This window comes from Ciceribacter sichuanensis (assembly GCF_024055605.1).
GTDB lineage: Bacteria > Pseudomonadota > Alphaproteobacteria > Rhizobiales > Rhizobiaceae > Allorhizobium > Allorhizobium sichuanense.
Window position 1 is genome coordinate 404,370 of sequence record NZ_JAMXLX010000006.1, and the last position, 7,555, is coordinate 411,924.

The window sequence follows — 7,555 nt, forward strand, 5'->3', positions numbered from 1 at the left end:
AGCCTACTTGCCCCGCCATTGCGGCGGGCGTTTTTCGCGGAAAGCGGCGACACCTTCGGCGGAATCCTCAGAGTTCAAGGCATGGATCAGCTCCGGTGTCTTGAGCGCACGCGCGTCGGTATCGCTCAGATGCGCGGTCGCCCGGATCGAGCGCTTGATCGCTTTCACCGAGAGCGGCGCGCACGCCAAGATGTCATCGACCCAACGGGCCACTTCGTCGTCCAGCTCGCCTTCCGACACCACCGCGTTGACGAGACCGTAGCGCGCCGCATCCGCAGCACTCATCATACGCCCGGTCATCATGAGGCCCGCCGCGATGTTACGCGGGATCAGTCGCTGCAGCATCACCATGCCTCCGTCGAGCGGCAGTCGCCCGACCTTGGCCTCAGGTAACCCGAAGCGGACATGGTCGGCGGCAATAACGATATCGGCGCCCAGTACCATTTCCATGCCGCCGCCGAGCGCCAGCCCGTTGACCCGCGCGATCACCGGCACAGTTAGGCTGGCGCGGCAGGCAATGCCTCCGAAACCGTTGATGCTCGCAGCCGCCCAGTATTCGAGGCCACTCTTGCCACTGTCGGATTTCAGATCGGCACCCGCGCTGAAAGCCCGGCTGCCTGACCCCGTCAGCACTACGCAGCGTACGCTGGCATCGGCTTCAATGGCTTGCCAGATATGCTCAAGTTCGTCCGCGGTCGCCGCATCGACGGCGTTCATGCGATCTGGCCGGTCGATGGTCACGCGAGCGACACCGTTCTCGATGGTGAAAAGCACCGTCATACCGCGGTTCTCCTCAACTCTGGAGCCAGGCCGAACTCCTCGATCACTTCCCGGGTGTGTTCGCCGAGACGGGGCGGGAGGTGGCGCACCGTTACTGGTGAGTCGCTCAAATGTACCGGCGAACCAAGGAGGCGCAGTGATCCGAGCAACGGATGATCGATATCGACGAACATGCCGTTGATTTCCGTCTGCGGGTCGGCGAGCGCGGTACCGAGGGAGCGAACGGGCGCGCAAAGCAGGTCCTGCTCCTCAAGCCTGGCAAGCCAGTGATCGACCGTGTTCGTGGCGATCCGCTTGCGAAACGTCTCCTGAAGGAAGGGCTTGTTCGCCCTCTGGCTGGCAAGATCGGGGTAGTCGGGCGACATATCGTCGAGACCGAGCGCCGCGCAGATATCGCGAAGCGGATTCTGCTTGAAGGCGCCGACGATGACCAGCGCGCCATCAGTGGCGTCGAAGAGCCCCGTCAGCGGCATGGCCGCCCAATTGAGGATCTCACGATGCTTCGACCACTGCGCGGCCTCCTGCATCTGCATGGCAATGATGGAGTCGTAGAGCGAAACCGTCACCTTCTGGCCATGGCCGGTCTTCTCGCGCGCCAGAAGCGCGGCCAGAACACCCTGCACGAGGTGCATCCCGGCTGTATAATCGCACAGCGTCGTTGGATAGATCGAGCGCGGGATCGACGGGTCGGAAGTCTTTTCCATGACACCCGTCATCGCCTGGGCCAGCACGTCCTGCCCGCCCTTGTGGGCATAGGGGCCCGTCTCGCCGAAACCGGTGCCGGAAGCGCAGATGATACGGGGATTGATCCCCTTCAGCGTCTCATAGCCGAAACCGAGCCGGTCCATGACGCCTGCGCGGAAGTTGTCGACGACCACGTCCGACACCCGCACGAGATCATAGATCATCTCGCGCCCGGCCTTGGATTTCGTGTCGATCTCAACCGACCGCTTGTTACGGTTGAGTGAGCAGAAGACCGCGTTGTTCTGGCCAGTCTCGCTCATGTCGCCCATGAAGTTGCGCGACAGGTCGCCGGCGCCTGGCCGCTCGACCTTGATAACATCGGCGCCGAAATCGGCCAGCATCTGGGTTGCGCAAGGACCAAGCATGACCTGGGTGAAGTCGATGACACGAATGCCTTCGAGAGGATGAACCATTGTCTATTCCTTGATTTCAGACCGCGACCGCGCGCGGTTCGATGAGAGCGTTTGCCGAAGGCCGGTCGCCGGGATCAGCCCCTTGTGAACGCATGCGGGCTTGAATTGCCGTGGCATCGACATCACGAAGCGCGATTGAGCCTTCGAGCGCCAGCGAAACGGCAACACCGGCCGCCTCTCCCTGCGCCATGCAGGGCGGGATTTCGCGCGATAGCTTCTGCGCCTCGCTTTCAGCCGAATAGTGACGACCCGCGACGATCAGGTTGTCGAGGCCCTTCGGCAGGAGCGCGCGATAAGGCGTATAGTAATCGCGGCCCCGGCAGACGGTGTCGTCGAAATAACGACGGTTCTTCACGTCGTCGCGGGTAACAACGTATTCGCCCTGGAGAAGGCGCGTCTGGCGGATGCCGATCTGCTCGGCGGCGCCCAGCATTTTCGCCTTCTCGAAGCCAGGAAGGTTGGCACGGGCGAATTCCAGGAGCGCCATCATGCGATCGCGCCCCTGCATTTCGGCCGAGACCATGTCTTCCGGCGAAAGACCGTCGAAGCCCGGCATATGCGGGCAATTGCACCAGACGATGCCCGGCAGCGGTGTCTTCAGCCACCACATGCCCCAGGCCCCGCCGATGATGCGTCGCGCCTTGCGGTCGAGTTCCTTGTAGGCCTCCGGATTTTCATACTCAAAGGCTTCCGCCGCATCGGTGTCAACGTCGCAAAGCCGGAAGACGGTGGTGACAATATACTGGCCGCTGAGGAAGGAGGCGCCGGCGGAGGTCGCAACGTCGAGGTCGCCCGAAGCGTCCACCACCATCTTCGCGCGGATCGCCTGGCGTCCGAGCTTGGTCTGGCAGACAACAGCCGTTACACGGCCATCCTCGACCACCGTTTCGGAAAACCAGCTGTGAAGACGCAGATGGATATTCGTCTCGCGCACCAGATCGAGGCTGACACGTTTCCAGGCGTCGGGGTCGAAGGCGACGGCATGGATGATCGGCTGCGGCATTCCGGTCTTGTGGAAGTCGATGCAGCCGAAACGGGACCACTTGCGCCACATGTCCCAGCTCGTCACACAGTCTTCCGGTGGCGGGAAGACGGCCGCGTCCTGACGCTGCAGCCGGTCGACGAATTCGCTGACGATGCCGGTCGTTACGATTTCGGCACCGTCGTTGACCATGTCGTCGAGCACCAACACCATGCCGCCGGACGCCATGCCGCCGAGATGGTGGTAGCGCTCGATCAGCGTTACCGAGCAGCCGTTGCGCGCGGCCGAGACGGCGGCCGACAGACCCGCGGGACCCGCGCCGACGACCACGACATCGCAATCGGCGACAACGGGAACGGCCTGGCTTTTCAACGTTATGAAGTCTCTCGCCTTATCGGGCATGATTTTCCTCCTTGGACAGATTCCCGCCCTCACCGCGCTTTCGCGGTCCGTGAGACGAGCCCTGTCCCCTCGAATGACCTATTTGTGTTCCCAGCGGACGAAGAACCGCTCGGCTATCGCGACCGCCGCGAACATCACCACCGACAGCCCCGACGACATCAGCACGGTCGCGTAGAGCTGCGCCGAACGGAAATTGAAGGTTGCGTCGATGATGAGTGTGCCCAGACCCTTGTCAGCACCGACCCATTCGCCGACGATCGCCCCGATGACGCTGGTTGTTGCGGCGATCTTGAGCGCGGCGAAAAGGAACGGCATCGACGAAGGCAGCCGCATCTTCCAGAAGACCTCCCGCTTGGAAGCCGAGAGGATTCGGGCAAGTTCCATGAGCTGCGGGCTCACCGATTCCAGGCCACGCACCATGTTGACGAGCGTCGGGAAGAAGCAAATCAGTGCGGCGATCACCACCTTGGCGGTCAGCCCACCCCCGAAGATCAGGACGAGGATCGGCGCGATGGCGAGGATCGGCACAGTGTTGATGAAGACGGCGATCGGGAAGAACGCCTTCTCAATCGTCTTGTTGTGGACGAAGGCGATCGCAATCAGCACGGCGGCGAGATTACCCGTCGCAAAACCGAGCAAACTCTCGAACAAGGTCGGCCAGAAATTGCGCATCAACAGCGGAAAATCGCTGACCAATGTTTTCGCGATGTCGCTCGGCGTCGGCGCGATATACGACGGAACGCCGAAGATCCGCACGCCCGCCTCCCACATGAGAACGAGCGCCATGGCCGTGATGAGCGGTATGGGCAGAGTGGTGCCGCCGAGTTTGCGTATCAAATTGGTCCTTTCGCGAAGCGCGACTGGACGGGCTGACATGTTGTCGGTCGTCGCCATCAGCACGTCTCCAGAAGCTGGCGCAGATGCGCGGAATAACGGGTGAACTCCAGCGTGTCCCGGAGTGAAGTCTCACGCGGATAGGCAAAGTCGATGTCGACGATTTCCTTCACCCTCCCCGGATTGGCCTTCAGCATCAATACTTTCTGGCCGAGGAAGATTGCTTCCGGGATCGAGTGCGTGACGAACAGGATCGTCACGCCCGTCTCCTGCCAGATGCGAAGGAGCTCGAGGTTCATGTGATCGCGCGTCATCTCGTCGAGCGCGCCGAAAGGCTCATCCATGAGAAGCAACTTCGGCTTGCAGACAAGCGCACGAGCAATCGCCACACGCTGGCGCATGCCGCCCGAAAGCTCGTGCGGCAGGGCCTTTTCGCGGCCCTTGAGGCCGACAAGTTCAAGAAGTTCCGCCGGCGACCAGTCGCTGACCGGAATGTCGATACCCCGGTTTCTGCCGATCTCCAGCGGCAGACACACGTTCTCGATGGCCGTGCGCCACGGAAGCAGCGTCGCCTCTTGGAAGACGAAGGCAAACTCCCGCGCCAGGCGTGCGGCTTCCGTAGACTTGCCGAAGACGGTCACTTCGCCGTCGGCAAGCGGAATGAGATCGGAAATCAGTCGTAGCATCGTAGACTTGCCGCAGCCCGACGGGCCGAGGATGGAATAAAACGCACCCTCCTCGATATCGAGACTGATCCTGTCGATCGCCGTGAAATCGGCGAAGCGAACCGTCGCGTTTCTGAGTATGGCCGCTAGCGGCTTGCCGCCCGCGACATCCTTGATGGTCGCATTCATGAGTGCGCCCTTCAGCCGTAGACCGGCCGGGCGGCGGCGGTCGCTTCGAGGACCGAAAGCGTCATGACGTCGTCAATCGCCGGCGCACCCTTCTCGAACTGACCTAGCTGGTCATAGATCTCGATCTGAGCCTGCCAGTTTTCGCGCGTCATCGCACCCCAGCCTGCCTTGGCGGTTTCTTCGTTGAACGAATAACCGATGATCGGCCTTACCGCCTTCAACTCGCTTTCCTTGTCGAGATTTGGGAAACGCTCGACCAAGAATTCAACGGCCTTTTCGGGATTATCGTGAACATAGCCCCAGCCCTTCGCGATCGCACGGAGGGTTGCCTGTAGCTTGTCGCCATGTTCCGCCAGCACCGTGTCGGACACATAGTAGGGATTGGCGTAAAGCCGGATGCCGGCGTCCCACAGCATGAGATCGACGCGCTCGTCGCCTAGAACAGCCAGCGCCGCAATATTCGTCTGCCAGCCGGTGATGGCATCAACCTGGCCGGTCATCAGCGGCGTCATATCGCCGCCGATCACCTTCATCTCGACGTCCGCTTCCGGAATACCGTTCTTGGCAAGCAGCGCGCGCAGCAGGATACGACCTGTCGCCTGGGTGCCGATAACCTTGCCGACCATGTCCTGCGGGGTGCGGATCGGCTTCTTCTTCAGTGAGAAGAAGGTGTAGGGGTGCTTCTGGTAGCCGGCGGCGACGCACTTGACCGGAATGCCTTGCGAGCGGGCCATCATCAGCGAGGGGCTCGACGAAAGCTGGCCGAGATTGGCAGCGCCGCTGGCGATCGCCGCAACGCCGTCGATATTCGGCCCGCCAAGCACGATTTCGAGCCTCAATCCCTCGTCGGCGAAATAACCCAGCTTGTCAGCCACCACCTCGCCGAGAATGCCGTTGCTTGCCAGCCAGCCGAGTTGCATTCGGACCGTGAACTCGTCGGCGGCACGCGCGGGCGCGAAGGAAAGTGAAGCACCTGAAAGCGCGCCGGCAGCGGCAAGCCCAAGGCCCTTGAGAACGGAACGGCGGGAAAGGTCATGCGGAATGAACGTCTTCATAAGATCAGCCTCCACAGTTTGAGATGGACTTTAGGAAATTCCCCGTTTTGTTTTTGCCATCTGCTTGACAGTAAGCCCGCCACCGGCGACTCCAGAAGAGCCAATATTTACCAACAGTGGTGCGATTTTCGCACCACCTCCGGAGCCCCCCGATGCACACCGTTTTTCTCAAGTATCTGGACGAGGTCGCCCGCCAGGGCTCGATCCGCAAGGCGGCCAGCGTGCTCAACGTCACCTCGACATCGGTGAACCGGAAAATCATTCAGGTCGAGGAGCAACTGGGAGTCAGAATTCTCGACCGTTCGCCGGAGGGCGTCGAACTCACAACCTCGGGGCGGATCATCCTCGAACACTGTCGCAAGACACTCTACGACTTCGAGCAGACCCAAGCTCTCCTGGGCGACATACGCGGCCTGAAGACCGGGCATCTGAGCATCCAGGTGATCGATTCGGTTGCCTTCGGCTTTCTTCCCAAAGTGCTGGAGCAGTTCGGCAACGCCCATCCGGGAATATCGCTATCGGTTACAGTGGCCCAGCCAGACGAGGTCACACAGGCAGTCGCTTCAGCTGAGGCCGATATAGGCATCAGCTTCACCAAAATGGTGCATCCGAACGTGCGCGTGGTAACAGAGAAGCCAGCACCGCTCGGAGTGCTCATGGCGGTTGATCATCCACTCGCCGAACGCGCCAGTGTTTCGATTGACGATCTCTCCGCCTATCCGCTGGTCAGGACGCTTGACGCGCGTGGCCGAAATTCGCTGATCGATCAGGATATCGCATCTGTCGCCTCGCCGCTGCGCACGCAGCTCTATTCCAACACGCTTGCCATCGCCCGGCAGGCGATCCTTTCGAGTCAGATGATTGGGATCTATACGAAGATCGGCTTTCAGGGGGAGATCGAGCAAGGCCGGCTGAAATTCGCGTCCATCCGCGACACACCGCTCGGCGACTACAGGATCGGCTTGCTGGTCTCCGCGCTCAGCAATATCGACCTCTTGAAGGGTCTTTTCCTCGGCGTGGTCGAACGCGTGCTGCGACAACTCGATTTCACTTGAACCTATGCATCCCGGACGGTCCGTGCCGGAACTTTCCCGGGTTTCCTACAAACGAGGTGATGCCAGGTTGTTTGTGGTTTAACGGATGATGATAAGGTTCAGGGCTCATAGTCAGAACAACACGGTTGCCGCGAGTGTTATGGTGGAGAGGAAGACCTTCAGGTGATGATATCACGTTAACTTGAATTGGGATGCACGTGAGACGTTCGGCCTTGGGGATTGATCTCAGGCCATGGATCCGGTCGCAGCTTTTCACTCTGCGATCGCCTGGATGCGGTGAACGCGGTTTTGGAATGCGGAGCGTTTTGAGCGGGGTGGGACGCAAAGGTTACGGACAGCGGAGAAAACCGAGACGAAGCGCCGAAGGCCTCCCGGTGAACGGAGGCCTTGCATCACTCGCTCCCGTTTTCGCAGCGGCACATGAGAATTCTCGGCC

The 7,555-nt window shown here is 60.9% G+C and carries 7 protein-coding genes and 1 pseudogene; 1 reads left to right on the forward strand and 7 read right to left on the reverse strand.

Annotated elements, in window-relative coordinates; genetic code table 11:
- Window positions 1–3 precede the first annotated feature (3 nt).
- The 6 genes from NBH21_RS19240 to NBH21_RS19265 all read right to left on the reverse strand — a co-directional run bounded on the left by NBH21_RS19240 (window position 4) and on the right by NBH21_RS19265 (window position 6,064).
- Window positions 4–780 (reverse strand): enoyl-CoA hydratase-related protein, encoded by a 777-nt coding sequence (locus tag NBH21_RS19240; protein WP_250912887.1) that lies wholly within the window; start codon window positions 778–780, stop codon window positions 4–6.
- A complete protein-coding gene (locus tag NBH21_RS19245) occupies window positions 777–1,937 on the reverse strand; it encodes a CaiB/BaiF CoA transferase family protein (protein WP_250912886.1) in 1,161 nt (386 codons plus the stop codon). Before NBH21_RS19245 ends, NBH21_RS19240 begins: the two co-directional genes overlap by 4 nt.
- A 16-nt stretch (window positions 1,938–1,953) precedes the next feature.
- Window positions 1,954–3,321, reverse strand: coding sequence for an FAD-dependent oxidoreductase (locus tag NBH21_RS19250; RefSeq protein ID WP_250912885.1), 1,368 nt, complete (start codon window positions 3,319–3,321; stop codon window positions 1,954–1,956).
- Between the two features lie 78 nt (window positions 3,322–3,399).
- Complete coding sequence (locus NBH21_RS19255) at window positions 3,400–4,215, reverse strand: ABC transporter permease (RefSeq protein ID WP_425340449.1); 816 nt, start codon at window positions 4,213–4,215, stop codon at window positions 3,400–3,402.
- Window positions 4,215–5,009, reverse strand: coding sequence for an ABC transporter ATP-binding protein (locus NBH21_RS19260; protein ID WP_250912884.1), 795 nt, complete (start codon window positions 5,007–5,009; stop codon window positions 4,215–4,217). The genes NBH21_RS19255 and NBH21_RS19260 overlap by 1 nt, the downstream gene beginning before the upstream one ends.
- 11 nt (window positions 5,010–5,020) lie before the next feature.
- Window positions 5,021–6,064, reverse strand: a complete 1,044-nt coding sequence (locus NBH21_RS19265) for an ABC transporter substrate-binding protein (RefSeq protein ID WP_250912883.1) — start codon at window positions 6,062–6,064, stop codon at window positions 5,021–5,023.
- A gap of 152 nt (window positions 6,065–6,216) precedes the next feature.
- Here NBH21_RS19265 and NBH21_RS19270 point away from each other — a divergent pair, with 152 nt between their 5' ends.
- A complete protein-coding gene (locus tag NBH21_RS19270; protein WP_250912882.1) occupies window positions 6,217–7,119 on the forward strand; it encodes a LysR family transcriptional regulator in 903 nt (300 codons plus the stop codon).
- 252 nt (window positions 7,120–7,371) lie between these two features.
- Here the strand turns inward: NBH21_RS19270 and NBH21_RS19275 are convergent.
- Window positions 7,372–7,555: pseudogene (locus NBH21_RS19275) on the reverse strand (IS6 family transposase); the annotation flags it as partial.